The organism is Variovorax sp. FW301-JW7, assembly GCF_058788795.1.
This window is the reverse complement of the sequence record NZ_JBYTBC010000003.1, coordinates 532,010-554,401: the sequence shown is the minus strand read 5'-3', so window position 1 is coordinate 554,401 and position 22,392 is coordinate 532,010. Positions and strand designations below refer to the sequence as shown.

Sequence of the window (22,392 nt, the reverse complement as noted above, 5' to 3'; positions counted from 1 at the left end):
CATGAACGTTTCCGCCTGGTCCATACGCAACCCCATTCCGGCGGTGATGCTGTTCGTGCTGCTCACCTTCGGGGGGCTGCTGTCGTTCAACGCCATGAAGGTGCAGAACTTCCCGGACATCGACCTGCCGACCGTCACCGTCTCGGTCTCGCTGCCTGGCGCCGCGCCGTCGCAGCTCGAAACCGACGTCGCACGCAAGCTCGAGAACTCCATCGCCACCATCCAGGGCCTGAAGCACATCACGACCAAGGTGCAGGACGGTGCCGCCACGCTGATCGTCGAGTTCCGCCTCGAGAAGCCCGTGCAGGAAGCCGTGGACGACGTGCGCTCGGCCGTGCAGAAGGTGCGCGCCGACCTGCCCGCCGACGTGCGCGACCCGGTTGTCACCAAGCTCGACTTCGCGGCCCAGCCGGTGCTGGCCTTCACCATCGCGTCCTCGCGCATGGACGGCGAGGCGCTGAGCTGGTTCGTCGACAACGACGTCACGAAGAAGCTGCTCGCGCTGCCCGGCGTGGGCGCGGTGAGCCGCGTGGGCGGCGTCACGCGCCAGGTGCACATCGACCTCGACCCGAGCAAGCTGCAGGCGCTGGGCGCCTCGGCGGCCGACATCTCGCGGCAGCTGCGCCAGGTGCAGACCGAAAGCGCCGGCGGGCGCATCGACCTGGGCGGCAGCGAACAGCCGGTGCGCACCATGGCCACCGTGCAGTCGGCCGACCAGCTCGCCGACATGCAGATCGCGCTGAGCGACGGCCGCCGCATCCGCCTGGACCAGGTGGCGCGCATCAGCGACACCATCGCCGAGCCGCGCGCCGCCGCGCTGCTCAACGGCAAGCCCGTGGTGGGCTTCGAGGTGGCCCGCAGCCGCGGCGCCAGCGAGGTCGAAGTGGGCCACGCCATCCAGAAAGCGCTGGCCGACATGCGCGCGCAGCGCCCCGACCTGGAGTTGACCGAGGCCTTCAATTTCGTCGACCCGGTGGAAGAGGAATACAACGGTTCGCTGCACCTGCTGTACGAGGGCGCCATCCTCGCGGTGATCGTGGTGTGGCTGTTCCTGCGCGACTGGCGCGCCACCTTCGTCTCGGCGGTGGCACTGCCGATGTCGGTGATTCCGGCCTTCGTCGGCATGTACCTGCTGGGCTTCTCGGTCAACGTGATCTCGCTGCTCGCGCTCTCGCTGGTGGTCGGCATATTGGTGGACGACGCCATCGTGGAGGTCGAGAACATCGTTCGCCACCTGCGCATGGGCAAGTCGCCCTACCAGGCGGCCATGGAGGCGGCGGACGAAATCGGCCTGGCGGTGATCGCGACCACCTTCACGCTGATCGCGGTGTTCCTGCCCACGGCCTTCATGAGCGGCGTAGCCGGCAAGTTCTTCAAGCAGTTCGGCTGGACCGCGTCGCTCGCGGTGTTCGCCTCGCTGGTGGTGGCGCGGGTGCTCACGCCGATGATGGCGGCCTACATCCTCAAGCCCATCGTCGGCGCCGAGAAGGAGCCGGGCTGGCTGCGCTGGTACATGCGCGCCGTGACGTGGAGCACGCACAACCGTTTCAAGACGATGGTGATGGCCACCCTCTTCTTCTTCGGCTCGCTGGCGATGATCCCGCTGCTCAAGACCGGCTTCATTCCGGCCGACGACAACTCGCAGACGCAGGTCTACCTGTCGCTGCCGCCGGGCTCCACGCTGGCGCAGACCACGGCCGCGGCCGAGGAAACGCGCCGCCGCGTGATGAAGATCAACCACGTGAAGAGCGTCTACACCACGGTGGCGGGCGGCAGCGCCGGCGGCGACCCGTTCGCGAACTTCGGCACGCCCGAGACGCGCAAGGCCACGCTGACGATCCAGCTCGACCCGCGCGGCGACCGGCCACGCAAGCAGGTGATTGAGAAAGAGATCCGCACCGCGCTCGAAACCCTGCCCGGCGTGCGCAGCACCGTGGGCCTGGGCGGCTCGGGCGAGAAGTACATCCTGGTGCTCACGGGCGAAGACCCGGTGGCGCTGTCGGCCGCCGCGAGCGCGGTCGAGAAAGACCTGCGCACCATTCCCGGCCTGGGCAACATCACCTCGACCGCGAGCCTGATCCGTCCCGAGATCGCCGTGCGCCCCGACTTCGCGCGCGCCGCCGACCTGGGCGTGACCAGCTCGGCCATCGCCGAGACGCTGCGCGTGGCCACGCTGGGCGACTACGACCAGGCGCTGGCCAAGCTCAACCTCGCGCAGCGGCAGGTGCCGATCGTGGTGAAGCTCGAAGACTCGGCGCGGCAGGACCTCGACCTCATCGGTCGCCTGTCGGTGCCGGGCGCGCGCGGCCCCGTCATGCTGAGCCAGGTGGCCTCGCTCACGATGGAAGGCGGCCCGGCCGTCATCGACCGCTACGACCGTTCGCGCAACGTCAACTTCGAGATCGAGCTGTCGGGCGTGGGCCTGGGCGACGCCAAGACGGCCGTCGAGGCCCTGCCCTCGATCCAGAAGCTGCCACCCGGCGTGCGCATCGCCGAGGTGGGCGACGCCGAAGTGATGACCGAGCTGTTCGCCAGCTTCGGCCTGGCGATGCTCACGGGCGTGCTGTGCATCTACATCGTGCTGGTGCTGCTGTTCAAGGACTTCCTGCACCCAGTGACCATCCTGTGTGCGCTGCCGCTCGCGCTGGGCGGCGCCTTCGTGGGCCTCTTGATCGGGCAGAAGGCGCTGTCGATGCCCTCGCTGATCGGCCTGATCATGCTGATGGGCATCGCCACGAAGAACTCGATTCTTCTGGTGGAGTACGCCATCGTGGCGCGCCGCGACCACGGCATGAGCCGCTGGGACGCGCTGCGCGACGCCTGCCACAAGCGCGCTCGGCCCATCATCATGACCACGCTCGCCATGGGCGCCGGCATGCTGCCGATTGCCGTCGGCTTCGGCGCCGCCGACTCGAGCTTCCGCTCGCCGATGGCGATGGCGGTGATCGGCGGGCTGATCACCTCCACGGTGCTGAGCCTGCTGGTGGTGCCGGCGGTGTTCACCTACGTGGACGACATCGAGCACTGGATACGGCGCACCGTGCGCAAGCTGCGCGGGCAGCCGGCCGATCCGCACATCGACGACGATTTGGTCGAGGCGCCGCAGCGCTGAGACCTCCGAGCGCGCGCAGCGGTGGACCCGCTACCGCGCCTCGATGTTCAGCACCACCACGCCTGCCACGATGGCCAGCAGGCCGACCACGCGCGTCAGCGTGACCGCTTCACCGAACCAGACCATGCCGGCGACCGCGATCAGCGCCGTGCCGGCACCGGCCCAGACCGCGTAGCCCAGCCCCACATCCAGTACGCGCACCGCGAGCGACATGAGCCAGATCGCGCCGGCATAGCAGGCAGCGGTGAGCAGCGAGGGCAACAGGCGGGTGAAACCTTCGGCATGGCGAAGGGCGATGGTGCCGGCGACTTCCGCCGCCACGCTGGCCGCAAGCAGCAGCCAGGCCAGAGTCTGCGGACTCTTCATGGGAATACCTCGTCACACCCCTGCCGTACCGGGCATGGAATGCGGGCGATGCAAGCGGTACCCCGAACGAAGCCGCCATTCTGGGGACATGCGGCGACGCGGTGATGACTGCCCGGTCAAGCCCCTTGGCGCTGCAGGCGCATTCAAAAAAAATGCCGCGGGCGCCAATCGCCCGCGGCATGTGAACCGACAAAGAGGGTCGGTCGCGTCAGGCGTCCAGTTGCGCCAACCGCTTCAGCTTGCGTTCGCTCATGCGCTTGGCCAGGCGCGGCAGCACCAGCACGGCGACCACGATGACCACCAGGGTGATCGACATCGGACGCTGGAAGAACACGGCCGCACTGCCCTCGCCGATCGACATGGCGTTGCGCAGTTGCGCTTCGGCCAGCGGGCCGAGGATCATGCCGACCACCACGGGAGCGGTCGGGAAGTCGTAGCGCCGCATCACCACGCCCAGCAGGCCGATGCCGTAGAGCAGGAACAGGTCGAACGCGCTCTGGCGCATGCCGTAGGCACCCACCGTCGCGAAGATCAGGATGCCGGCGTACAGCTGCGGCTTCGGAATCTTCAGCAGCTTGACCCACAGGCCGACCATCGGCAGGTTCAGCACCAGCAGCATGACGTTGCCGATGTAGAGCGAGGCGATCAGCGCCCACACCAGCGCGGCCGAGGTGGTGAACAGCTGCGGGCCCGGCTGGATGCCGTAGTTCTGGAACGCGCCCAGCAGGATGGCCGTGGTGTTCGACGTGGGAATGCCCAGCGTGAGCAGCGGAATCAGCGCGGCCGTCACCGTGGCGTTGTTGGCGGCCTCGGGGCCGGCCACGCCTTCGATGGCGCCCTTGGTGCCGAACTCGGCCTTGGCGTCCTTGTCCTTGGCGAGCTTCTTTTCCATCGCATAGCTCAGGAAGGTCGGAATCTCGGTGCCGCCGGCCGGAATGCAGCCGAAAGGCGTGCCGATGGCGGTGCCACGCAGCCAGGCCGGAATGGAGCGCTTCCAGTCGCGCTTGGTCATGTGCACGCGGCTGAGCTTGTTCTGGCCTTCGACGACCTTGCCTTCATACAGCACGGCGTAGAGCACTTCGGCCACGGCGAACAGGCCCACCGCGACCAGCACGATCTCGATGCCGTCGAGCAGCTCGGGCACGCCGCCCGTGTAGCGGCCCTGGCCCGAGATCTGGTCCAGGCCCACGCAGCCGGCGGCCAGGCCGACGAACAGCGCTGTCATGCCACGCAGCGTGCTCTTGCCGAGCACCGCGCTCACCGTGGTGAAGGCCAGCAGCATCAACAGGAAGTACTCCGGCGGGCCGAGCTTGACCGCGAACTCGGCCACGAAGGGCGCGAACAGCGTGACGATGACGGTGGCGATGGTGCCGGCCACGAAGGAGCCGATGGCGGCCGTGGCAAGCGCTGCGCCCGCCCTTCCGCTCTTGGCCATCTTGTTGCCCTCCATCGCCGTCACCATGCTGGCGGTTTCGCCGGGCGTGTTCAGCAGGATGGACGTGGTCGAGCCGCCGTACATGGCGCCGTAGTAGATGCCCGAGAAGAAGATCATCGAGGCCGTGATGTCGACCTTGCCGGTGATGGGCAGCAGCATCGCCACCGCGACGGCCGGGCCGATGCCGGGCAGCACGCCCACGGCCGTGCCCAGGGCACAGCCGACCAGGCACCAGAGCAGATTGATCGGGGTGATCGCCGTGGCGAAACCCGCCATGAGTGCGTTGAAGATTTCCATGTCAGAACCACCCGGAAGAAGTCAGGCCCGGCAGGTTGATCGCCAGGAATTGGGTGAACATCCAGAACACCGGCGCGGAGATGAGTGCGCCCGCAATGAAGTCGGTGAGCCAGGTGCGCGGCGCATTCACGCCGGCCTGCCCGCTCGCGCGGCGCAAGCCCTGCACGGCCAGCACGTAGCACAGCGTGCAGCTGAGGATGAAGCCGAGCGTGGTGATGAGCGCGGCATTGAGCAGCAGGCCCGCCGAGACCCAGATGAAGCCGGGCCAGTAGGCGCGGTCGGCACCGGTGGGCGCATCGAGCTCGCGAAAGCCGCCGGTGCGCGCTTCCCACAGGATCCACGCGCCGCACAGCACGAGCACGACCGACACCAGCCAGGGCAGGAAGTTGGGGCCGACGCCGCCGTAGCCGGCCTCGGAAGAAATGCCGATGGCGCCGAAGGCCAGCGCCAGGCCGGTCAGCAGCACGCCGGCGCCGACCAGGGTTTGAGGCCATACGGCCGCGGCTTGCGCGGCCCCGTCAGACGACGAGACCGAGGGATCTGGAGTTGTCATTTTTTGCTCCCGGAATGTGGTGCTGGATTTGAAAACGGCACGCTGTCGTCTCTTGCGAGGACAGCGCGCCGTTGAAGCGGGCAGGCAGGCGCCGGGGGCGCTCAGACCATGCCGGATTTCGTCATGATGGCGCGCAGGCTGGCGAAGTCGTCGTCCACGAACTTGGCGAAGGCTTCGCCCGACAGCACGGCCGAGGTCCAGTCGTTCTTCTTGAGCGACTCGGCCCACGACGGGCTCTTCATGGCGGCCAGCACCATGTCGGTCAGTGCCTTGCGCTGTTCGGCCGAGATGCCGGGGGCACCGTACACGCCGCGCCAGTTGCCGATCTCGACATCGATGCCCTGTTCCTTCAGGGTCGGCACGTTGATGCCCGGCAGGCGCTGGGCGGAGGTGACAGCAATGGGTTTCATCTTGCCGGCGGCGATGTACTCGGCGAATTCGCTGTAGCCGCTGCCGCCGATGGTGACGTTGCCGCCCAGGATGGCGGCGGTGGCTTCACCGCCTCCGCGGAAGGCCACGTAGTTGATCTTGGACGGGTCGGCACCGACCTTCTGCGCGATCATGGCCGCGGCGATGTGCTCGGTGGAGCCGCGCGAACCGCCGCCCCACTTGACGCTGCCCGGGTCCTTCTTGAGCTGGTCGACCACGTCCTTCATGGTCTTGAAGGGCGAGTTGGCGGGCAGCACGAACACGTTGTATTCGGTGGTCAGGCGCGCGATGGGCGTGGCCTGTTCGAGCTTCACGGGCGGCTTGCCGGTGATGATGCCGCCCAGCATGACCGAGCCCATCACCATGAGTGCGTTGGCGTCGCCCTTGGAGCCGTTCACGAACTGGGCCAGGCCCAATGCGCCGGCGGCACCGCCCTTGTTGTCGTAGGTGACGGTGTCGGCCACCTTGGCGTCGGTCAGGGCCTTGCCCAGTGCACGGCCCGTGGTGTCCCAGCCGCCGCCCGGGTTGGCGGGGATCATCATCTTGACGTTGGCGGCAGCGCGCGCCGACAGCGGCAAGGCACCGGCAGCGGCCAGTGCGGCCAGGGACTTCAAAAAGGTATCGCGACGCATTGTTGGTGTCTCCTCAGAACTTGGGAACGGATGGAACCTGACTTGGACCTGAGCCGCTATCATGCGCCGCCCCGCTGTCAGTTGGCTGTCCACCAGACTGGGGAAAACACCGAAGAAGCTCCCCCTCCGATCCCTCCCGATCCCGCGCCCCGTATGAAGCTGCTGCTCGTCGAAGACGACCCCTCGATGCAACTCACCCTGCAGCGCACGCTCGGGCGCCGGCACATCGACGTGCGCATCTGCGGCGACGGCGCACAGGCGCTGGCGCAATGGCGCGCCATCGAGCCCGACGTGGTCGCGCTCGACCTGAGCCTGCCCAACGTCGACGGCCTGCAGGTGCTGGCCCAGGCGCGCGCCGAAGGCCTGCGCACGCCGGTGCTGCTGCTCACCGCGCGCGGCACGGTGGGCGACCGCATCATGGGCCTGAACGCCGGCGCGGACGACTACCTGCCCAAACCCTTCGACCTGGACGAACTCGAGGCCCGCATCCGCGCACTGCGCCGGCGCAGCCAGAGCGCGGGGCCCGAGGCGGCTGCGATGAATCCGATGGAGGTCGGCAGCCTGCGCTTCGAGCCCGACAACGGCGCCATCTACCACCGCGCCGAACTGCTCGAGGTCACACCGCGCGAACTCGCGCTGCTCAAGGCGCTGATGATGAAACCCGGCCACGCCGTCACCAAGGAGCGCCTGTTCGAACTGGTGTTCCCGGGCGAGGCCGACGTGCAGTACGAAGCCATCGAGGTGGTCGTGTACCGCCTGCGCAAGAAGCTGGTGGGCACGGGCACGGTGCTGATGACGATGCGCGGCCTGGGCTACCTGCTGCGGGCCGAGAGTTGACCGCAGGCATGCGGCAGATGATGTCGTCCCTGCGCGCACGGCTGCTGCTCGGCATCCTGGTGCCGGTGGCGGTGTTCGTGGTGATCAACAGCGTGAGCCTGTACCGCCAGAGCCTGGCAGCCGCCACCACCGCCTACGACCGCACGCTGCTGGCCTCGGCCAAGACCATCGGCGAACAGCTCGACGTGGAAGGCTATGACGACATGGCGCGGCTGCGCGCGATCGTGCCCTACTCTGCGCTCGAGGCCTTCGAGGCCGACAACCGCAGCCGCCTGTTCTATCGTGTCTCGGCGCTCGACGGCGAGATGGTCTCGGGCTTTGCCGAGCTGCCGTTCTGGCGCGGGCGCATTCCCGATCGCGGGGCGTATGCGGCGCTGGTCGACTTCTACGACGCCGAGTTTCGCGGCCAGCCGGTGCGCGTCGCCGTGCTGCTGCAGCCCGTGGCCAGCGCGCGCGGTCGCGGCATGGCCGTGGTGCAAGTCGCCGAAACATTGGAGCTGCGCGAGACGCTGGTGCGCAAGCTGCTGCTCGACATGCTTTGGCGCCAGTTGCTGCTGATGGGCGTGATCGCGCTCGTCACCGTGGTCGTGGTGCAGCGCGCCACGCGGCCGGTGCGCGAGCTCGGCGAAGCCATCGAGCGGCGCCCGGAAGACGACCTGTCGCCCATCGACGCACCCGGCGCGCCCGCCGAGCTGCGCCCGCTGATCGACGCCACCACCGAGGTCATGGGGCGGCTGCAGCGCCTGCTCGATCACCAGAAGCGCTTCGTGCGCGACAGCGCCCACCAGTTGCGCACGCCGCTGGCGGTGCTCAAGGCGCAGGTGCAGTCGGCGCGCCGCGGCGACGTCGCACCCGAGCAGGCGCTGGTCGAGATCAGCCAGACCGTCGAGCGCGCCACCACGCTGGCCAACCAGATGCTGTCGCTGGCGAAGGTGGAGCAGCTGCGCCAGCAGCCCGAGTCGGCGCTGCTCGACCTGGGCGACGTGGTGCGCCACATCGCGCTCGACCTCTCGCCGCTGGTGGCCGACAAGGCGCTCGACTTCGAGCTGGCCGCCGACGACGCGGTGACGGTGCGCGCGCACCAGTGGATGCTGCAGGAGCTCACGCGCAACCTGCTGCACAACGCCATCAAGCACAGCCCCACCGGCGCCCCGCTCTCGGTGCGCGTGCACGCCGAGGGCGACGAGGCCGTGCTCACCGTGCGCGACGACGGCCCGGGCATTTCGACCGAGCTGCGCCAGCGCCTGTTCGCGCCGTTCTCGGCAGGCAACACCTCCAGCGGCTCGGGCCTGGGCCTGGCGATCTGCCGCGAGATCGTTCTGGCGCTGGGCGGGCGCATCAGCCTGGACAACCGCACCGTGCTCGGCGCCGGCGGCAGCGCCTACGTGACCGGGCTCGACGCCGTGGTGCGGCTGCCGCTGTCGCGCCACAATGGCTGACCTTTCATTTCCGACCTTCATGGACCGTCTGCGCATCGACAAGTGGCTCTGGGCCGCCCGCTTCTTCAAGACCCGTTCGCTGGCCGCGGACGAAATCGGCAAGAACCGCATCCAGGTGAACGGCGACGTGGCCAAGGCCTCGCGCGAGGTCAAGGCCGGCGACACGGTCGCGATGCGCCTGGGCCCGCTCACGCGGACCGTGACCGTGCGCGGCCTCAGCGGCCAGCGCGGTCCGGCGCCCGTGGCCCAGCAGCTGTACGAGGAAACGCCCGAGAGCCTGGCCGCGCAGGCCGCCTTCCGAGAGCAACGCCGCATGGGCAGCGAGCCGGCGCTGGCCATCGAACAGGGCCGGCCCACCAAGCGCGACCGGCGCGAGATCGACGGCGTGCGCCACCAGGCCGAGTGGGACAACCGCTGGAGCGCATCGATCGACGAAAGCAACGGCGACGACGACCACCCGCCGCCGCGCGGCCGCCCGCAGCGCTGATTCGCGTACCCTGCGGGCTTCGTTTCTTTTTTGACGGAGCGCCCGCAGATGTCCAAATTCAAGAAGTACCGCGTCGGCAGCAAATTCAAGCTCTCGCGCATCGACCCGGACGACACGCCCTTCCTCACGGGCGACGAGTCAGGCCAGCGCGCCGAGGTCGACACCCTGGCCGTCGAGCTCGACGAGCTGCAGGACGTGCTGCACGCCGAAGGCCGACGCAAGGTGCTGCTGGTGCTGCAGGGCATGGACACCAGCGGCAAGGACGGCACGGTGCGCTGGGTGTTCTCGCGCACCTCGCCGCTGGGCGTGCGCGTGACGGCCTTCAAGGCGCCGAGCGAGGACGAACGCGCGCACGACTACCTCTGGCGCTGCCACGCGGCCGTGCCGCGCACCGGCGAGATCATGGTGTGGAACCGCAGCCACTACGAGGACGTGCTGGTGCCCGTGGTCGAAGGCTGGATCGACGGCGACGAAGCCCGCCGCCGCTACGCGCAGATCAACGATTTCGAGCGGCTGCTCACCGAGACCGGCACGGTCGTCGTCAAGTGCATGCTGCACATCGACAAGGACGAGCAACGCGAGCGCCTGCAGGCCCGCATCGACACGCCCGGCAAGCAGTGGAAGTTCAGCATGGGCGACCTCGAGGTGCGCACCAAGTGGGCCGACTACCAGAAGGCGTATCAGAACGCGCTGGTCGCCACCTCGAGCGACCACGCGCCGTGGCACGTGATTCCCGCCAACAGCAAGCGGCACCGCAACATGATGATTGCGCAGCTGCTCGTGAAGACGCTGCGCGAGATGAAGCTCAAGCCCCCGCCGCCCGACCCGGCGCTCAAGGGCATGGTCGTGAAGTGAGCCGATCCGCCCGGTGGGCGGTACGGGCTCAGGAGCGGCGCACGGGCGCCGTCGGGCGAACCGGCGTCTGCGCCAGCACGCGGCAGTTGCCGAATTCGCAGCGCACGGCCCAGGCCATGCCGCTCGCGCACGGCACGCTGTAGGTCTCGTAGCCCGGCCCCTTGGCCGTCATCTCGGCGCGTGGCTGCACGTTGCAGCGACCGGCCTTGGCCAGGCGCTCGACGTTGTAGGTGTCGACACCGGTGCGGCGCGGCTTGAGCGCGAGCACGGGGTTGTAGGTGTTGCCGTAGAACGTGTCCTGCACGTTCGGGTCGAGGTTGCGGTAGCCGCGCTTGGCCATGCAATGGACGATGGCGATCTGCTGGTGCTCGGCGATCAGCGCGCCGCTGGGGCGGGTGTTCCAGTCGATGACGGCGGCGGTGATGCCGGTGTACGAGGCCGCGGCGACGATGCCCTGGCCGTGCACCGTGATCAGGCCCAGGCCCAGCGCGGCCCACATGGCGTCGTCCGATTCGCTGCGCGCGGTGATGCGGGTGGCGGCCGTGCGGCAGTCGGCCACGTCGCTGTCGTAGCGCGCCTTGTCCACGCCTTCCATGGCGACCATCGGCATGTACGACATGCCGGTGCCCTGGCCGGGACCGGTCGGCGGTGCGCTGGCGCATCCGGCCAGGACCACGGTGGCCAATGCAATGCAGAGCGGCAGCTTCATGGGAATCCCTCGTCCTCTTCGCGGTAGTTGCGAGGGATTTAACCATACAACTAGTTACTCTTGAATCGACTTGTCGCGAATGAGCGACGAGCGCCGGCAAGGGCATTCGGGCTGTAAACGCAGGTGTGCGAAGGGGCGCGGTACAGTTTTCGCCCCTCCCCGGTTTCCCCTCCATGCCCTGCATTCCCCGGCTTCCCGCTCCCCACTTTCTCGCGATCGCACTCGCCGCCGCATCCGTCGGTGCCGCAGCCCAGCAGCCGCAGCTCTCTGCCGTCGACCTGGCCCGCAAGAACGCCTGCATGGCCTGCCATGGGCTGGTGCACAAACAGGTGGGGCCGGGTTTCGCGCAGATTGCCGATCGCTACCGGAACGACGCCACCGCACCCGCGCGCCTGGCCGACAAGATCCGCAACGGCAGCGTGGGCACCTGGGGCCGCGTGATCATGCCGCGCCAGTCGCTGGTCTCGGAGGCCGACGCGCAGGTGCTCGCGCGCTGGGTGCTGGCGCAACCGTCGGGCCGCTGAATCGCAGCGTCGTTCAGGACGCCAGCCGCGGTTGTGACGCCGCCTCCACCCGGAAGTCCGTCGGGAAGGTCCAGGTGCCGGGCGCGTCGCGCTTGCCCATCTGGCTGAGCTGGTAGCCCATGCCCCACACCGCGTGCAGCGACAGGCCGTGCGGCTGGTCGACATACAGGCCGAGCTTTCGGCGCAGCTTCGACACGTTGGCGTCCAGCGTGCGGGAGCCGGCGGCGACACCGCTTTGCCAGCCGATCATTTCCAGGTGCTCGCGGCCCAGCGGCCGGTTCATGTGGCGGAAGAATTCAGCCGCCAGGTCGAATTCGATGGGCGTCAGGCGAATTTCCGTGCCCGCCACGTCCACCATGTCGAACGGCGACAACAGGCTGAATTCCTGCCAATCGAGGCTGCGCGGCACCACCGGCCGGTTGCGCTGGCGCAGGAAGAATTCGAGCATGAAGTACATCTCTTCGAAGGTCGACGGCTCGGGCAGCACGGCGTCGTCAGGACCGGCGTGCAGCAGCGACAGCCCGCGGATCTGGCGCTTGCGCGCGCTCATGACCAGCGGCGTGTTGTAGCGCAGCGTTTCACGCACCTGGCCGATCAGCTTGTGCACATCGTCGGGGGCCGATGGAATTGCGACCAGCAATGCCTCGAATTTGCCGTCAGGCTCGACCTGCGCGATCAATTCATCGATATTCGAAAATGCAATGGGCGTATAGCCCAGCATCTTCACGGCGCGACTGGCGTGCCATCGCGTTCGGGGGGAAGAATCCAACACTGCAATGTGCGGAGATTTTTGATCAAACATTGAAAATTACCTTGCACACCGTGGCGTTACAAACTTCTATTTTTGCCTCATTCACCGGGAAATTGGCCCTCATCATTCACACCTCTGACAATAAATTCCTCTAAATTGTTGAAGGCAGATGCATTTTTTTACGAATGCATTTTTATTCAACCAGAATTGCCGAATAGAGAATTTATTCCCAAAGAAAATTCACAGGTATCAATGAAGGGAACAGAAGTATGAAAATCGGGCACGGTCGCGCGGCCATGCCCGAAAACACTGGCCGGCCGTGAACTGCGGCACGGCGCAAGGTGGACGAATCAGGAAAGAAGGAGTGCGCCGTCCGTCTCGGCGTGTCCCGGCTGTTGCAGCGCGAAGGAGCGCGGCGTGCAGCCGTATTTCTTGCGAAAGACGAGGCCGAAGTAGGCCGGGTCGGCAAATCCGCACTCGTAGGCGACCTGGGCGACGAACTTGCGCGCGCCCTCGGGGCTGCGCAGCATCCGGGCCGCGGCCTCCAGCCGGTCGCCCTGAAGGGTTTCCAGGAAGGTCATGCCGCGGCCGGCCTTGGCGAACACCTTGTGCACGTAGCGCACCGACACATTGAAGCTGGCGGCCAGCTTCTGCGCATCGATCTCGGTGTCGGCGTGATGCTCGCGAATCCAGGCCCGCATGCGAGCGTGCAGTTCGCCGTCGCGCGGCGACACCCGCTCGCCCAGCGCGCCCGGCTGCGCCGACAGCCCGTTCTGCTCCAGCGTGAACGACAGCATCGACATCAGGTGCTCGCCCAGCAGCTGGCGCTGCGCGGGGCTGTGGATGGCGCACAGGTGCCCGATGTCCAGCGCGCGCAGGTAGCCCGACAGCAACGCGGCCCAGCCCTTGTCGCCGGCCAGCCGCAGGTCGATGGACTGGCCGGCATGGGGCAGCCAGCGGTTCACCACGGCCTCCGACAGACCCAGCGTCCATGAATTGGTGACTTCGGTCGAACGCAGGCGCAGCGGGTGCCAGGAGTCGATCAGCACCATGTCGCCGGCGCCGAGCTCGACACGCCCGCGCTGCTCGCTGATGGCCAGGCCGCCGTCGAGCTTGATCAGCAGGTGATAGGGGTAGACATCGGCCCCCATCAGTTGGCTCGGGCCCTTGCGTTCGATGCTCGCGCCGCTGCCGTGCACGCGCATGAACGCCAGCCCGGCCGTGTCGACGATGGTGAGTTCCTGCTGGAAGTGCGAGCGCTCAGGGCTGTCCAGCCGCCCCACATGAGGACCGATCTCGTCGGCCCAGAAGGCGAACCCATCCTTGCGCGCCACCATGCCGGTGTGAAAGCGCTGAACGCGACTGTCGGACTCGGCCATGCGGCACGCCCTTCCTCCATGCAGCCGGCGCCACGCCAGAAGCCGCGGGTCACAAACGGGAACTCCCCTTTTTTTCCTGACAGGTCCGCGCGGACCTCGGATAATTTTTACAAACAATAACAGAGATAACGGAAATGGAAGACCGGGAGTTCGAGGGGATGGAACGGCACCCGAGCCGGCACACACCGCACGTCGGCCCCTGATTCCGGCCCGCCCTCCGCCGCGCAAGACATCGATCCGGCGACGCGTCGCCCCCCAGCCAGGTGCCCCGGCGGGCAATTGCATCTGAATGTGACTCGCGACACATCCGCGCCGCGAAAGCGAATGCCAAAGAAGGGCGCGATTCGTAGCATCCCTTCGGACCGAACGTCAACCGGAACTCTCTCTACTGGGGATGAAATGGCTGCTCTGTATTTCACGGAACTCGAACCTTTCGGCGCACGATGGCGCGCGGCGCTGGCGTCCTGCCTGCCGGGCCCGCGCCGCGATGCCGAAACGGTGCGGCCTTCGCCTCCCCTGCTGCCGCCGGACCGGGTGTGTGCGCTGGTCTTCATTGCCAACCTTTCGCAGCTCGCCGAGACCGACGGCCCCGAGGTGGCGGCGGGCGTGAGCCGCGAGGTCCGGCGCCGGCTCTTCGCGGCCTTTCCGCCGTCGCCGGTGGCCGACACCGACCTCACCTGCCTGCGCGACGACTGCTTTCTGCTGCGAACCCGCCACGCGCGGCTCGACGACCTGCTCGCGGCGCTCGGGCGCGAGCCGATCCTCGTGAAGGGCATCGCCGCCCAGCCGCAACTGCATGCCGACTGGATCGCGCTGCGCGACAGCGGGCCGATGAGTCCCGCCGAGATCGAGCTGGCGCTGTGGGCCGCACAACCGCATCCCGCGCCCACGGCCAAGGCGCGGCCTGCGGGCGACGTCGTGGTCGACGACATCGAACACGTCTACGACCTGCGCATCGCGCGGCAGGGAGATGCCCTGTGGCTGCGCGAGCGCTGTCTGCGAGGGGCCGAGGAACGGGCCCGGATCGACACGCTGTTCGCGCAGCTCCAGCCCGGCTGAGATGGCTTCGTCGCCTTCATCAGCCCGTCGCAGCCCGGTCCGGCGAAGGGGCGCTCGATGGCGAGCCGCCCCGGGGGCGCCGCACCGTCCTGTTCCTTGACCGCCGCCCGTGGATTCGCGCATGCGCATGAACCGCCGCTGGTCTCGCAACCGCCATGGCCATGTATCTCCATCCCCTGATCGCCAGCGTGCCGCCCGACGAGCGCGCCGCCTTGATTCGCAGCAGCGCGCTTCATTCCTACCGGCGCAACGAGATCGTGCTGCAGGCCGACACGCACACCGACCGCATCTACTGCGTGGCCACGGGCCTGCTGCGCGCGGTCGACCGGGACGTGACGACCGACTTCATCCGCCGGGGCGATTTCTTCCTCGGCCCCTCGCTGGGCGAGAACAGCTACCAGGCCACCTCGACGCTGGTGGCCGCCCTGCCCTCGTCGGTCTACCACCTGCCGGTGGCCGCGGTGCGCCGGCTGTGCGCGCTGTACCCCGAGGTGACCATGGGCCTGCTGGAGATCGCGATGAAGCGCGTCGCCATGGTGCGCGGGCAGCTGCGCCGCATCTCGTCGCTGTCGTCCGAAAGCCTCGTGAGCCGCGTGCTGCACGAGCTGACGCAGCTGGCGCCCGCGGCCACCGGCGGCTACGACAAGCGCATCACGCAGGCGGTGATCGCGTCGTACTCGGGGCTCTCGCGCGAGGTCGTCAACAAGACCATGCGCGACATGGAAAGCCGCGGGCTGGTGCGCCGCGACGACCAGGGCGTGCACGTGCCGCCGACCTTCGCCTCGACCGATTTCGGCAGCCTGCTGCCGGAAGCCCACGAGCTGTCCGACGAGCTCTGCACCTGGGACGGCGACAGCCCCGAAACGCCATGACCACGCACTGACGATGCCCAAAGGTATTCCGAACCCCACCGACATGTACGGCATTTCTCCACGTCCCTGGGGCTTCGAGGTGTCGCTCGTGCGAGACGGCGTGCGCTACGCGCGCCTCTTCGGCCACGCCAGCTACGGCGGCATCCAGCAGGCGCTGCGGCGGGCGCAGGCCTGGCGCGACACCATCGTGAAGGAGCACCCGCCGGTCGCGCGCAAGGAACGCGCGCAGGCCCTGCGCAGCAACAACAGGACGGGCGAGCCCGGCGTCTTCCCCCGGCTTTCCGCGCAGGGCAAACCCGTGGCCTGGCTGGCCAAGACCTACCTCGGCCACGAGGAAATCCTTCGCACCGAGTTCGACCTGGCCGACTGGGGCCCCGCGGCCCGCGCGCACGCCATCGGCGAGCGGCAACGCCAGCTCGGCCGCATGGTCGGCCTTGCCCGAATCCATCCCGCCGAGGAAGCCATCCGCAAACGCCCGCCGCCCGACGACGAAGCCGAGCTGCCGCCCAAGCGCTCGAAGTCGGAGATCGTGCGACGCAACAACACGAGCGGCGTCAGCGGCGTGCAGTTCAAGACGCCGCGCGCGGGCCATCCCGGGTACTGGGTGGCGATCACCTACACGGCGGGCAAGGGCAGCGTGAGCCGGTCATTCTCGGTGCGCACGCTCGGCCACGACGTGGCCCGCGACATGGCCATCGCCGAACGCCAGCAGCAGTTGCAGGCGAAGACAGCGGCCGACGACGCCTGAGCGGCACAGCGCCCTAGAAGCGCACCGCGTACTGCACGCCGAGGCTCTGCTGGCGCGTGGCCAGGCTCTCCCGGCCCCAGGGGTTCGACACGCCGTTCAGTTGTGCGCCCACGGCAGCGGCAAGCGCCGAAGGTCCGCTCGTGCGGTGCGCCGGCGCCAGCGAATAGAAGACCGACCACTCGGTGCGCGCCGACGTCGCATAGCCCAGCCCCAGCGTGAAGTGCCGGCGGAACGTGGACGGCGAATTGAGGTTGTCGCTGGTGGCCGCGTCCGCATAGGCGGCGCTGTTCGCCGACACGCCCGCGGACAGACGCAGGGCCGGCGTGGCCTGGTAGCGCACGCCGAGCTTGACGACGTTCATGTCCTTCCAGCCATTGCCCGGGCCACCCGCCGCACCGCGCAGCACCGAGCCGTCGAAAGGCCGGTTGCCCAGCCCGGCCACGCCCGCATAGCCGATGCGCTGGTAGTCCAGCAGCACCGACAGCGCCTCGGTCGGCGACCACTGCAGACCGACGAGCAGGTTCATCGGCACATCGAGCCGGCCATGGTCGGCCAGCAGGCCCTCGTAGGCCTTGATGCGGCCCATGCGCGTGCGCGGCGACCATGCAGCGCCCAGGCTCAGCGTGTCGCTCGCGCGCCAGTACGCCCCGACGCGAAAGCCCACGCCGAACGACGAGGCCACGCCCTGGTTGCTCAGGTGCTGCGGCGCGGCCGACTGCGGCGCCAGCGGCTGCACGCCCTCGGCCTTGAACTGCTGCGCCGTGAGCAGCAGCGAGGCGCCGACCGACCAGCGCTCGCCCAGCTGCTTCGACACCGTGGGCGCCACCGTCAGCTGCTTGATCGTCGTGATGCTGCGCCCCGTGCCGCAGGCCGCGTTCGCCCGCTGCACCGCGCCGCCGGGCGACGGACACGGCGTGCTGTCGGCGGGAAAGTAGGTGCCGGCGCCGTTGCTGTAAGCAACGAGGCCGGCCGACAGCCCCGGCGCGATCGCGCGGCTGATCGCCAGTTCGGCCAGCGGCTCCCAGCGGCCGAGGCTGTCGGTGCGCGTGTCGAGCAGGCCCGTGGTGGGCGGTGGCATGTTCGCCGTGCGCACCATCTGCGTGTCGCCGCGGGTGGCGATGAAATTGCCCTCCATCCGGTCGCCGACCCACACCGTGGTGGCGGGGTTGCTCGCGCCGCCGAAGGCATCGCGGGTCGATGCGGCCGCGGCGCCGGCAAGGCCACGCGCCTCCGCGCCGTAGCCGATCTGGAAATAGCCGTTGTCGGCCGCGGCAAGCGCCGGGCACAGCGCAGCTGCAGACACCAGGGTCCGCCATGTCGTTGTCATCGTTGTTTCCGTTGTTGTTTTCTTTGAGCGTGCAGGCGATCAGGCTGCGATGACGGTGTTCTCCAGCACCCCGAGCCCCGCGATCTCGACTTCCACGCGGTCGCCGTCGTCCAGGAAGCGCCAGTGCTCGACGCCCGCGCACTCGGGCACGCAGCCCGTGGCCAGCAGCTCGCCCGCATGCAGCGTCTCGTTCTGCGACGCGAAGCTCAGGATGCGATCGATGCGGTGCGTCATGCCCGAGGTGCTGCCCTGCCCGCGCAGCTGACCGTTCACGCGCACCGCCACGTCGAGCGCATGCGGATCGGCGATCTCGTCGGCGGTGACGATCCACGGCCCCAGGCTGTTGCTGCCGTCGAAGTCCTTGCCTTTCGCCGGCCCGGTGCCCACGCCGCTGCGCAGCTCCTTCATGAGCTGCGCGCGCTCGGAGAAATCGTTGAAAACGACGTAGCCGAAGACATGCGCCATGGCCGCGGACGCCGCGATGTTCTTGCCGCCGCGCCCCACCACCACGGCCAGCTCGGCCTCGTAGTCGAGCATGGTGCCCGGCGCGGGCCGCCGCACCGAGGCGCCCGGGCCGGACAGGTTGAGCCGCACACCCTTGTAGTAGACGGGTGTCTCGTAGAAGGCCGCCGGAATCTGCATCGCCCACGCCGGTGCACCGGCCGCCGGCGAGACGTTCGCGGCGACCTGCCGGAAGGCATTCTTCAGGTGCTGCTCGTAGACGCTGAAGCAGCGGATCTGCGGCGGCTGGTAGGGCAGCTCGAACCGCACGTCCTTCAGTTCATGCAGACAGCCTTGCGGCATCTGCGTCGACGCGAGCAATGCGCGCAGCATCGGCAGCGTGTCGTCTTCATGCTGGATCACGTCCAGCAACGTGGCAAAGCGCGGATCGCCGGGCAACGCGGCGCTGACATCGAGCAGCCGCTGGTCCGGCAAGGCGAGGCCGACGTGCCGCGAGAACGCATCGGTCGAGAAAGTGCACAGGCGCATGGGGTGGTTCTCCTTGCGTGCGCGTCAGGCCGCGCGATGCTGGGCGAGCAACACCTCGGGATCGAACTCCACGCCGATCGGGTTCGTCGCGAAATCGCCGGCGCGGAACCACGCGTCCAGCTCGGCCGCGCTCTCGAAGTTGTCGACCTGCAGCTCGACCTTCACGCCCTCGGGGTCGAGGTAGTACAGCGAGGTGGTCGGCCCGTGGTTGATGCTCCACACCGGCTGCATGCCGTGGCCCTTGAGCCGCGCGTAGGTGTGCAGCAGGTCGTCGAGCGTACCGTAGGTGAAGGCGACGTGGTCCACGCCCGCGGTCTGGGCCTGTCCGGCGCTGTGCGTGGGCGCGTTGATCAGCGCCACGCGGTGGTGTTCGTCGTCGTAGCTCAGGAAGCACAGCATCTCGTTGCGGAACATCGTGCGCGCGCCGAGCACCACGCTCCACCAGCGGATCGATTCGTCGAAGCGGCGTGTCGCCAGCACGACGTGCGCGAGCTTGCGCGGCGACCTCGCCTGCGGATCGGGCGAAGGGAGGGGAAAACGGTCCATGGGGTTCGTCATTGCATGTCCTTGGGGTCGAGGGGTGGGTGGGGAAAGGTTGATCTGCAGGATGGCGCGCAGCACCGCCGCCACGTCGCTCGGGCTCGGCGGTTGCGGCGCGGTGCTGCGCCAGGCGATGTGGCCGTCGGGACGCACCAGGAGGGTGGCGTCGGCCTGGCCGTCGTTCCAGCCGATCAGTTGCGCGAGCGCCTTGTGCGAGGCGGCGAGGTCCAGGTTCACGCCCACGACGGCCACGCCCAACGACGCCGCCAGCCGTTCGCACGCTGCGCCGTGGCGGCCCATGCCGGCCAGGAGAAAGTGCCCGGGCCTCAGAAGCTCGTGCGAGCTGGTGCGGTACGCAACGCCGGCGTCGGGCGCGAGGTGGAAGTGCGGCCAGCGCGCGCCGGGCGTGAGCGACTGGCACACGTCGCGCACGGGGTCTGGCGCGACCGGTGCGGTCGTGCCGTCGCCGCACACGGCCGCGCCCCGGTAGGCATGGCCCAGGTCCAGGCCCACCGTGCTGAAGTGCGCCATCTGGTTCTCGGCGGCGCGCTGCACGCGCTGGCGGATGGCCGCGCAGCGCACGGACGCGGCCTTCGCGATGCGGCGCGTGCGCCACTCGACCGGCGCCACGAACAGCCCGCCGATCGCCGAGCGCACCGCGCCCGGCAACGCACGCGCCGGCGCACTCGAACGCACGCGGCCCAGCAGCGGCAGGCGGCGGTCGTCGATGCCCATGGCCGCGGTGACCTCGCGCATCTTGTGAAAGTTCTTCACGCTGGCCTCGCAGTTCGCCACGGCCACCGGGCGGCGCTCCGCACCGTAGGTGTCGATCAGGCCCTCGCCCGCGCGGCCTTGCATGACCAGCGCCAGCTTCCACGCCAGGTTGTGCGCGTCCGCGATGCCCGTGTTGAGCCCCAGCCCACCCGTGGGCGGAAAGCGGTGCGCCGCATCGCCGACCAGCAGCGTGCGTCCCTGCCGATAGCGATCGGCCACGTGCGCCTGCATCGTCCAGTGCGACAGCGAGGTGATGCGAAACGGCACCTCGGCCGTTCCCAGCGCCGCGCGCAGCATGCGTTCGCAGCGAGCGACCGGAAAGTCCGCGGGCTGCTCGTGCGGCGGGAAGTACGGCGTCATGAACACCGCGTAGCGCGCGGCGTCGTGGACGATGAAGGTGCCGGGCGCCTTCGCAGACAGGGTCCAGAACAGGATCGACGGGCTGTTCTTCACGAGCGGACGCAGGTCGGCCTCGAAGTTGACCGTGACCATGTGGGCCAGGTTCGTGTCGCCGGCCATCGCGATGCCCGCGCCGCGCCGCACGGAACTGCTGGCACCGTCGGCCGCCAGCAGCCACTGGCTGCGTACGGCATAGACCTCGCCGCTCGCCGCGTCCTCGATGTGCGAGACGATGCAGTCGCCCTCTTCTTCCGCCCCGCGCCAGGTCTGGCCGAAGCGCGTCTCGCAGTGGGTGCGGCCGGCGAGTGCATCGAACAGCACGCGCTCGAGATGATGCTGCGGCACGTTCGCGCTGCGCTTGCCGCTGACCGCGTCCAGCTGCACGAAGCGCGCCTCGCCACCGATCTCGATGCGTGCGATGTCTCCCTCGGCGAGGTTGCGCCGCCAGGTCACGTAGCGCGCATCGGCCGGCGGCGTGGTCACGCGCGCCAGCGCCTCGTCGGCGATTCCCAGGCTGGCCAGGATTTCGCGCGTCCTCGCGCTGATGACATGCGCCTGCGGCGCCTGGTGCAGACCGTCGCGCTGCTCGACGAGCAGCGACGCAATGCCCTGGTCAGCCAGCAGGGCCGCCATGGTGAGCCCGACGGGCCCGGCACCGACGATCAAAACGGGAACTTCCAACACGTGCATCTGTGGCTCTCTCGACCTTCGACAGCACCAACGGCTGCCATGCACGTGAATTTATACAAATATAAGTCAATGCAAGATGCGTGTTTATACTTATATAAGTCACACACGTCGACCGGCCTACCGGTGCGCGCGACTGTTGGACAATGCGGCCATCGTCAACCAGCCACGGCCCGCCGGCGCACGCCATCCATGAAGACTCCCACGGGCAAGACAGCCCCGAAGCGCACCCCCGTCCCTGCCCGCACCGAGCCCGCGGAACCAGCGGCCGACACCTCAGGCCGGCAGCGCCTCATGGACGCGGCCATCGTCGAGTTCTCCGAGAAGGGCTTCGAGGGCACGTCGGTGCTGGCCATCGCGCGCCGCGCGGACGTGAAGCAGCCGCTGCTCAACTACCACTTCGGCGGCAAGGAAGGCCTGTGGCGCGCCGTGGTCGAGAGCACGTACACCGAGGCGATGGCGTCCATCGATGCGATGCAGGTCGACGAGGACACGGCCGATGCGCTCACCAAGCTGCGCAGCGCGCTGCGGGTGTTCGCCATCATCAACGTGCTGCACCCCGCGGCGCATTCGCTGGTGCTGCGCGAGGTGGCGCAGGCCGGGCCGCGGCTGGACTGGATCATCGAGCACTACATGCGGCCGTTCCATGAGCTGCTCGACGCGCTGCTCTCCGAATGCCAGGCGGAAGGCCTGATCAAGCCCTATCCGCGCGCCTATGCGAGCGTCATGATGACGAGCCTGCTGACCTCGGTGCAGTCGTCCATGCACCTCATCAAGCGGCTCTACGACGTCGACCCGATGAGCCCCGAGCAAGCCGAGCAGCACACCGAGCAGACCATCGACCTGCTGCTGAATGGGATGCTGACGGACGCGCCCCGAAAGAAGAACCGCTAGCTAGCGCTGGTTCTGCTGCGCGCTCCTGTGCGCAATGACCGCGTCGCGCACCGCACGCTTCGGCGCCAGCTGCGGCTTGCCGCAACCGCTGCAGCGATAGAAGCGCAGGCCGGGCAGGAACTTCATCCACGACCGTCGGTGGATGCGCTCCAGGCCGGCCAGTCCGCATCGGCAGCGGACAAAAGGATTGCCGAAAGCAAGGCCCGGCGCCGGAGCGCGGCCTTGGCGTGTCGTTGCGTACACAGGGGCGTCGGTGTCCATGCGGGCCATCGTGCCGACCCGAAGGCGTACCGCGCG

Annotated in this window: 21 protein-coding genes; 10 read left to right on the top strand and 11 right to left on the bottom strand. The window is 68.5% G+C overall.

Annotated features, from left to right (window positions below; all coding sequences use genetic code 11):
• Window position 1 precedes the first annotated feature (1 nt).
• Window positions 2-3,112 (top strand): efflux RND transporter permease subunit, encoded by a 3,111-nt coding sequence (locus tag AC3WQM_RS11005; protein WP_492678667.1) that lies wholly within the window; start codon window positions 2-4, stop codon window positions 3,110-3,112.
• 30 nt (window positions 3,113-3,142) lie between these two features.
• Here the strand turns inward: AC3WQM_RS11005 and AC3WQM_RS11000 are convergent, their stop codons facing one another.
• From AC3WQM_RS11000 to AC3WQM_RS10985, 4 genes are all read right to left on the bottom strand, one after another.
• Window positions 3,143-3,478 carry a DMT family transporter gene (locus AC3WQM_RS11000; protein ID WP_369632617.1) on the bottom strand — a complete coding sequence of 112 codons (336 nt, stop codon included), beginning with the start codon at window positions 3,476-3,478 and terminating at the stop codon, window positions 3,143-3,145.
• A 208-nt stretch (window positions 3,479-3,686) separates the two neighbouring features.
• Window positions 3,687-5,210, bottom strand: coding sequence for a tripartite tricarboxylate transporter permease (locus AC3WQM_RS10995; protein WP_489056995.1), 1,524 nt, complete (start codon window positions 5,208-5,210; stop codon window positions 3,687-3,689).
• A gap of 1 nt (window position 5,211) precedes the next feature.
• Window positions 5,212-5,763 (bottom strand): tripartite tricarboxylate transporter TctB family protein, encoded by a 552-nt coding sequence (locus tag AC3WQM_RS10990; RefSeq protein WP_489056996.1) that lies wholly within the window; start codon window positions 5,761-5,763, stop codon window positions 5,212-5,214.
• A gap of 101 nt (window positions 5,764-5,864) precedes the next feature.
• Window positions 5,865-6,824 (bottom strand): tripartite tricarboxylate transporter substrate binding protein, encoded by a 960-nt coding sequence (locus AC3WQM_RS10985; RefSeq protein WP_489056997.1) that lies wholly within the window; start codon window positions 6,822-6,824, stop codon window positions 5,865-5,867.
• 153 nt (window positions 6,825-6,977) lie between these two features.
• Between AC3WQM_RS10985 and AC3WQM_RS10980 the strand changes: the two genes are divergently transcribed.
• From AC3WQM_RS10980 to AC3WQM_RS10965, 4 genes are read left to right on the top strand one after another with little or no spacing between them, the layout of a single operon-like run.
• Window positions 6,978-7,661, top strand: a complete 684-nt coding sequence (locus AC3WQM_RS10980) for a response regulator (protein ID WP_492678665.1) — start codon at window positions 6,978-6,980, stop codon at window positions 7,659-7,661.
• A gap of 17 nt (window positions 7,662-7,678) precedes the next feature.
• Window positions 7,679-9,100 carry a sensor histidine kinase gene (locus AC3WQM_RS10975; protein ID WP_492678875.1) on the top strand — a complete coding sequence of 474 codons (1,422 nt, stop codon included), beginning with the start codon at window positions 7,679-7,681 and terminating at the stop codon, window positions 9,098-9,100.
• 19 nt (window positions 9,101-9,119) lie between these two features.
• Entirely contained in the window at window positions 9,120-9,587 is a 468-nt protein-coding gene (locus AC3WQM_RS10970) for an RNA-binding S4 domain-containing protein (RefSeq protein WP_447748714.1), read from the top strand.
• Between the two features lie 48 nt (window positions 9,588-9,635).
• Entirely contained in the window at window positions 9,636-10,442 is an 807-nt protein-coding gene (locus AC3WQM_RS10965; protein ID WP_492678663.1) for a PPK2 family polyphosphate kinase, read from the top strand.
• A gap of 28 nt (window positions 10,443-10,470) precedes the next feature.
• On the opposite strand, the gene AC3WQM_RS10960 is transcribed toward AC3WQM_RS10965, so the two are convergent.
• Window positions 10,471-11,151, bottom strand: a complete 681-nt coding sequence (locus AC3WQM_RS10960; RefSeq protein ID WP_489057000.1) for a hypothetical protein — start codon at window positions 11,149-11,151, stop codon at window positions 10,471-10,473.
• 173 nt (window positions 11,152-11,324) lie between these two features.
• On the opposite strand from AC3WQM_RS10960, the gene AC3WQM_RS10955 reads away from it, so the two are divergent.
• Window positions 11,325-11,675 (top strand): c-type cytochrome, encoded by a 351-nt coding sequence (locus AC3WQM_RS10955; RefSeq protein WP_492678661.1) that lies wholly within the window; start codon window positions 11,325-11,327, stop codon window positions 11,673-11,675.
• Window positions 11,676-11,688: 13 nt separating this feature from the next.
• On the opposite strand, the gene AC3WQM_RS10950 is transcribed toward AC3WQM_RS10955, so the two are convergent.
• Window positions 11,689-12,282 carry a winged helix-turn-helix transcriptional regulator gene (locus AC3WQM_RS10950; RefSeq protein ID WP_492678659.1) on the bottom strand — a complete coding sequence of 198 codons (594 nt, stop codon included), beginning with the start codon at window positions 12,280-12,282 and terminating at the stop codon, window positions 11,689-11,691.
• Between the two features lie 494 nt (window positions 12,283-12,776).
• Entirely contained in the window at window positions 12,777-13,805 is a 1,029-nt protein-coding gene (locus AC3WQM_RS10945) for an AraC family transcriptional regulator (RefSeq protein ID WP_492678657.1), read from the bottom strand.
• Window positions 13,806-14,204: 399 nt separating this feature from the next.
• On the opposite strand from AC3WQM_RS10945, the gene AC3WQM_RS10940 reads away from it, so the two are divergent.
• From AC3WQM_RS10940 to AC3WQM_RS10930, 3 genes are all read left to right on the top strand, one after another.
• Window positions 14,205-14,864 (top strand): hypothetical protein, encoded by a 660-nt coding sequence (locus AC3WQM_RS10940; RefSeq protein ID WP_492678655.1) that lies wholly within the window; start codon window positions 14,205-14,207, stop codon window positions 14,862-14,864.
• Between the two features lie 161 nt (window positions 14,865-15,025).
• Window positions 15,026-15,736: a Crp/Fnr family transcriptional regulator gene (locus AC3WQM_RS10935; RefSeq protein ID WP_492678653.1), complete on the top strand. Its 711-nt coding sequence runs from the start codon at window positions 15,026-15,028 to the stop codon at window positions 15,734-15,736.
• Between the two features lie 13 nt (window positions 15,737-15,749).
• Window positions 15,750-16,484, top strand: a complete 735-nt coding sequence (locus AC3WQM_RS10930) for an AP2 domain-containing protein (RefSeq protein WP_492678651.1) — start codon at window positions 15,750-15,752, stop codon at window positions 16,482-16,484.
• A 13-nt stretch (window positions 16,485-16,497) separates the two neighbouring features.
• On the opposite strand, the gene AC3WQM_RS10925 is transcribed toward AC3WQM_RS10930, so the two are convergent.
• From AC3WQM_RS10925 to AC3WQM_RS10915, 3 genes are read right to left on the bottom strand one after another with little or no spacing between them, the layout of a single operon-like run.
• Window positions 16,498-17,811 carry an OmpP1/FadL family transporter gene (locus tag AC3WQM_RS10925; protein WP_492678649.1) on the bottom strand — a complete coding sequence of 438 codons (1,314 nt, stop codon included), beginning with the start codon at window positions 17,809-17,811 and terminating at the stop codon, window positions 16,498-16,500.
• Between the two features lie 39 nt (window positions 17,812-17,850).
• Window positions 17,851-18,801, bottom strand: a complete 951-nt coding sequence (locus AC3WQM_RS10920) for a fumarylacetoacetate hydrolase family protein (protein WP_492678647.1) — start codon at window positions 18,799-18,801, stop codon at window positions 17,851-17,853.
• A gap of 24 nt (window positions 18,802-18,825) precedes the next feature.
• Window positions 18,826-21,195: an FAD-dependent monooxygenase gene (locus AC3WQM_RS10915; protein ID WP_492678645.1), complete on the bottom strand. Its 2,370-nt coding sequence runs from the start codon at window positions 21,193-21,195 to the stop codon at window positions 18,826-18,828.
• A gap of 198 nt (window positions 21,196-21,393) precedes the next feature.
• Here AC3WQM_RS10915 and AC3WQM_RS10910 point away from each other — a divergent pair, with 198 nt between their 5' ends.
• Window positions 21,394-22,095: a TetR/AcrR family transcriptional regulator gene (locus AC3WQM_RS10910; protein ID WP_492678643.1), complete on the top strand. Its 702-nt coding sequence runs from the start codon at window positions 21,394-21,396 to the stop codon at window positions 22,093-22,095.
• On the opposite strand, the gene AC3WQM_RS10905 is transcribed toward AC3WQM_RS10910, so the two are convergent.
• Window positions 22,096-22,356 (bottom strand): hypothetical protein, encoded by a 261-nt coding sequence (locus AC3WQM_RS10905; protein WP_492678641.1) that lies wholly within the window; start codon window positions 22,354-22,356, stop codon window positions 22,096-22,098.
• Between the last annotated feature and the right edge of the window lie 36 nt (window positions 22,357-22,392).

Excerpts from the sequence above, each read along its gene's own strand:
- AC3WQM_RS10910 (WP_492678643.1), top strand. The coding sequence starts at position 21,394 with ATGAAGACTCCCACGGGCAAGACAGCCCCGAAGCGCACCCCCGTCCCT.
- AC3WQM_RS10995 (WP_489056995.1), bottom strand. The coding sequence starts at position 5,210 with ATGGAAATCTTCAACGCACTCATGGCGGGTTTCGCCACGGCGATCACC.
- AC3WQM_RS10935 (WP_492678653.1), top strand. The coding sequence starts at position 15,026 with ATGTATCTCCATCCCCTGATCGCCAGCGTGCCGCCCGACGAGCGCGCC.
- AC3WQM_RS10940 (WP_492678655.1), top strand. The coding sequence starts at position 14,205 with ATGGCTGCTCTGTATTTCACGGAACTCGAACCTTTCGGCGCACGATGG.
- AC3WQM_RS10905 (WP_492678641.1), bottom strand. The coding sequence starts at position 22,356 with ATGGACACCGACGCCCCTGTGTACGCAACGACACGCCAAGGCCGCGCT.
- AC3WQM_RS10930 (WP_492678651.1), top strand. The coding sequence starts at position 15,750 with ATGCCCAAAGGTATTCCGAACCCCACCGACATGTACGGCATTTCTCCA.
- AC3WQM_RS10955 (WP_492678661.1), top strand. The coding sequence starts at position 11,325 with ATGCCCTGCATTCCCCGGCTTCCCGCTCCCCACTTTCTCGCGATCGCA.
- AC3WQM_RS10970 (WP_447748714.1), top strand. The coding sequence starts at position 9,120 with ATGGACCGTCTGCGCATCGACAAGTGGCTCTGGGCCGCCCGCTTCTTC.
- AC3WQM_RS10920 (WP_492678647.1), bottom strand. The coding sequence starts at position 18,801 with ATGCGCCTGTGCACTTTCTCGACCGATGCGTTCTCGCGGCACGTCGGC.
- AC3WQM_RS10945 (WP_492678657.1), bottom strand. The coding sequence starts at position 13,805 with ATGGCCGAGTCCGACAGTCGCGTTCAGCGCTTTCACACCGGCATGGTG.
- AC3WQM_RS10960 (WP_489057000.1), bottom strand. The coding sequence starts at position 11,151 with ATGAAGCTGCCGCTCTGCATTGCATTGGCCACCGTGGTCCTGGCCGGA.
- AC3WQM_RS10925 (WP_492678649.1), bottom strand. The coding sequence starts at position 17,811 with ATGACAACGACATGGCGGACCCTGGTGTCTGCAGCTGCGCTGTGCCCG.
- AC3WQM_RS10985 (WP_489056997.1), bottom strand. The coding sequence starts at position 6,824 with ATGCGTCGCGATACCTTTTTGAAGTCCCTGGCCGCACTGGCCGCTGCC.
- AC3WQM_RS11005 (WP_492678667.1), top strand. The coding sequence starts at position 2 with ATGAACGTTTCCGCCTGGTCCATACGCAACCCCATTCCGGCGGTGATG.
- AC3WQM_RS11000 (WP_369632617.1), bottom strand. The coding sequence starts at position 3,478 with ATGAAGAGTCCGCAGACTCTGGCCTGGCTGCTGCTTGCGGCCAGCGTG.
- AC3WQM_RS10975 (WP_492678875.1), top strand. The coding sequence starts at position 7,679 with ATGATGTCGTCCCTGCGCGCACGGCTGCTGCTCGGCATCCTGGTGCCG.
- AC3WQM_RS10965 (WP_492678663.1), top strand. The coding sequence starts at position 9,636 with ATGTCCAAATTCAAGAAGTACCGCGTCGGCAGCAAATTCAAGCTCTCG.
- AC3WQM_RS10980 (WP_492678665.1), top strand. The coding sequence starts at position 6,978 with ATGAAGCTGCTGCTCGTCGAAGACGACCCCTCGATGCAACTCACCCTG.
- AC3WQM_RS10990 (WP_489056996.1), bottom strand. The coding sequence starts at position 5,763 with ATGACAACTCCAGATCCCTCGGTCTCGTCGTCTGACGGGGCCGCGCAA.